The sequence below is a fragment of the Mesorhizobium sp. M1E.F.Ca.ET.063.01.1.1 genome, from assembly GCF_003998155.1.
Lineage (GTDB): Bacteria > Pseudomonadota > Alphaproteobacteria > Rhizobiales > Rhizobiaceae > Mesorhizobium.
The window spans coordinates 1-3,663 of record NZ_RZSC01000597.1; the positions used below are offsets into that span (position 1 = coordinate 1).

The 3,663-nt window shown below is 63.7% G+C and carries 1 protein-coding gene and 1 pseudogene; both read right to left on the bottom strand.

What is annotated here, in order from left to right:
• On the bottom strand, positions 1 to 2,374 hold a 2,374-nt coding region (locus EOA29_RS28830; RefSeq protein WP_145969845.1), incomplete at its 3' end, for a cytochrome P450.
• Between the two features lie 120 nt (positions 2,375 to 2,494).
• A pseudogene (locus EOA29_RS28835) lies at positions 2,495 to 3,663 on the bottom strand (adenylate/guanylate cyclase domain-containing protein); the annotation flags it as partial.

Here is a 3,663-nt window from a genome sequence, read left to right on the forward strand (position 1 = left end):
GGATGGTGTTGATGGTGGCAAGGAAGCTCGGCTTGAACACCTTCTGCGCCGATATCGAGATCAGGTAGAAGGTGAGCCTCAGCGCCAGCCGCCGCAAGATGCCCGCCTTCATCGTCGAGATCGCGGTGAGATGGTTCTGCGCGCAATGGTCCTCATTGGCGAGGATCCTGTCCAGGGCGCCTATGTCGACCGGCGTGTTCTGCGGCCAGTCCTTGTCCTCGAGGCGCCGCAAGCCGAGGAAGCACAAGCCGACGAACAGCAGGGCTATCGCCAGCAGCCCCAGAACGGCCAGCAGAAGCGCGGTGCCGGCAATCGCGATGTTGGTGAAAGTGATGCCATGGGGGTTTCCGAACACAAGCACATAGGTCATGCGCCAGCAGGCAAGTACGACGATCGCGACGGTGGCGAGCACCGCCGGCGCGAGCAGCGTCGTCGTCAAGGCCCGCCACCAGCGGCCCGGCGGCCGCTCCAGCAGGCTTTCGGCCGGCTCGAAGGCCCAGCCGAATTGTCCCAGCGCCTGGGCATGCCGGCGCGCCTCGGTAAGGACCGCGAGGGCGTTGCCGGTGCCGGCGCGCGGCTTTTCGACGATCTCGCGCACACTGTCGGCAAGCCTGGCCTCGGCCAGGATGCGGCGCACCGAATGGCCGGGCGTGCCCGAAAAAACCAGCCCCGCCGTGCTGCCGAAGGACGGCGATATTTCGATATGATGTTTTTTCAGGAAGTCCTCCAGCGAGCCGCCGTCGGACAGACCGCACACATCCCTGAAAATCGGCCTCAGCCGGTGGCCTATGGCCTGCGTGATGGCGCCGATGACATCGTCGGTGCTGCGGTCGCCGGAGATTTCGAGCACGAGCGCCCCCGTGTCGAGGCCCGATTTCTCGTCCTTGCCGGTGGCGGCGACGGCCAGACTGGTGAAATGTATCGATCCGACCTTGTCGAGCGCGCCGCCCACCTCGTCGATCGCCGGATTGCCGAGGGCGCCGACCTTGTCGCGGACGGCGTCCAGCGGCACGGCGCGGGTGATCGGGCAAACCACGGTGACCATTGACTGGTCGACGGTGCGGCAAAGCGGCGAGCGCTCGAAATCGACCTTGAGGTTCGCCGGATAGGCGCCGACATAGGCCAATTTTCCGGCCCTGCCCCGGACGCGATTGAGTTTTGGCTTGCTGAACAGGGCGCGGACGCATTCGCCGATCTGTATGCGGGCGATCTCGGCACCGATGCACAAGTGAATGCCGTGGCCGAAAACCATGTAATCGCGGTGTGGCCGCGAGGTATCGAATTCATTTGGCCGCTGCACGATTTCGGGATCGAACATCGCCGACAGCGTCGCCGGCATCACAACCGTTCCCGCCTTGACCAGACGCTCGCGGCGCGTGCCCTGGCCGATGATCGCGTCGCGCCTGGTGTAACGCCAAGGCCCGATCCAGATCGGCTTGAAGCGCATGGCTTCGAGTATCGCCCTGTCGAGCTTGTCGGTGCTGCCCTCGGCAAGCGCCGCATCGACGGCCTGCCGCGCATCGGTGCGCGACAGGATCACGTCCAGGCAATTCCCCCCGGCAAGCACGTTGGTCGGAACGAAGCCAGCGATCATGCCGAGCATGATGGAGTGGATGTCGGGCAGCGACAGGCGCTTCTGATCGAGCTGGGCGACAAGCCGCGCCAGCGGCCGGTCGTCTTTCTCCTGCCTGTTTCTGATCGCGGCGATCGAACGATCGATGACCTTGATCAGGCGATCTCCGCCGACGACCGCGAGTTGGCGCGTGGTGGCGTCGGCAAACGGATCGGAGAAGAACAGCGCGCTGAGCGCGATCGACCAGTCGGCGAATTCGGTTTCGTCGTCGATCTCGAGGCCGAAATAGTCCCGGCAGATGCGCACCGGCACGATCTTCATCAGCCCTGCGACAGCATCGAAGCCCGGGGCGGCGCGGGTCATGATATCGCGCGAATGGCGCTCGGCGATCGGCCTGACGGCGGCTTCGACCTGCGACGGCGGAAAGGCGCTGAGCACGGCGGACTTCATCTGCCGATACGCGGCGCCATCCTGCATGCCGAGAATGAAGTTCGATCCCCTCGCCAGCTCGGTCATTTCCGGCCCGTACGGCGTCTCGAACTCGTCGCCGCGTTCCAATATGTCGCGGACGTCCACACCCTTGGTGACGAGGAGAAATCTACTGCCTATGGCGAGGTTCGGGTGGCAGCGCCGCAGCCAGGCCAGCCACCAATGGGGATGATCCTGCACCAGGAACTTGGCTATGCGCGCCGGCAGGCCCTTCTTGCGCAGCCGATCGATGTCGAAAGGCGGCATCGCCGACACGGGGCCTTGTTTTTTCTGGGCTTCCCAAATGCCTTTGAAATACTTCCAGTTGATCATGCGCGCTCGAGCCCCCCGGCTGTCAACGTGACTGCGATGCCGGCCGTCTCTTTGGCCTAGGTTTGGTTCAGTCCGGCGTATGTGAATTCCGTCACAGTGATTTGTCTTCGGCGATGGTGATCATGCAATGGACTTGGCTTGATCGAAATTGGCGATCAGGAAGTTGTTTTTCGCCGCGTCCACGAACGGTATCCAGCGAATCCTCTGCTCGGAAAAGTCGGGATGTCTGGTCGCGAAAATGGCAAGTTCCCGCTTGGCCTCGTCGCGGCGGCCGCTTCGCATCAAGGCGCCGATCTTGAGAAACCTGGCGTAGAAATATCCCGGCGAAAGGTTGAGCGAGCGATCGGCAACGGCAATTGCCGCGGGCCAGTCCTCGACGAAGCAGTATGCGGCGGCCAGTTCCCCCAGATTGTGGAAGCGGTAGAGGTCGAACGGGCTGAGCCGCTCGGTATCCAGGAAGAACGGGATCGCGCCTGCGGCATCGCCGAGCAGCAAGCGCGCGCTGCCCATTGCCGAGCGGGCGAAAGCAAAGCTCGGATTGATGTGGATCGCTTCGGCCAGATGCTCGGCGGCCGACGCCGGCTGGCCGCGCATGATGTCGGCCGCGCCGAGATAAGCGTGCGGGCGCGCGTCGAGGCTGTCCATCAGAAGCGCTTTGCGCGCCAGCGCCTCGACCTTGTCCAGGTCGTCGCTGTCGCCGAAGCGCAGCCAGGCCCGCCAGAAATACCACCATGCCAGTTCGTTCAGCACGGCGCTGGAATTCGGATCCTCCTGGTAGGCCTTGTCGAAGAATTCGAGTGCGATTTCTGTGTCGCTTCGCGTGCGCCTGTTCATGTGCCAGCGGCCGCGCCGCACCAATTGCCAGGTCTCGAGACTCTCCCATGGCACCTGGAAGGTCCGCACCTGCTCGGCCCGGTCGACTTCCTTGTCGAGGATCGAGACGATCTCGGAGCCGATCTGGTCGCGCAGGCTGAAGATATCGACGAGGTCGCGGTCGAAGCGCTGTGACCAGACGAGGCGCCCGTTCGAGGTATCGGTGAGCGAGGCATTGAGGCGTATCTGCCCGTTGTGGCGCGCCAGCGTGCCGCTGACGATGTAGCGCGCGCCGAGCGCATTGCCGATGAGCCTGGTCCCGAGGCTGTCGTCGCGGAACTGGAAGCTTGAGCCCTTGGCGATCACCGAAAGCCAACGGGTATTGGAGAGGCCATAAATGATATCCTCGGCGATACCATCGGCCATGTATTCGACATCGGGTTCGCTTCCGTCGCCCTGGAACGGCAGCACCGCGA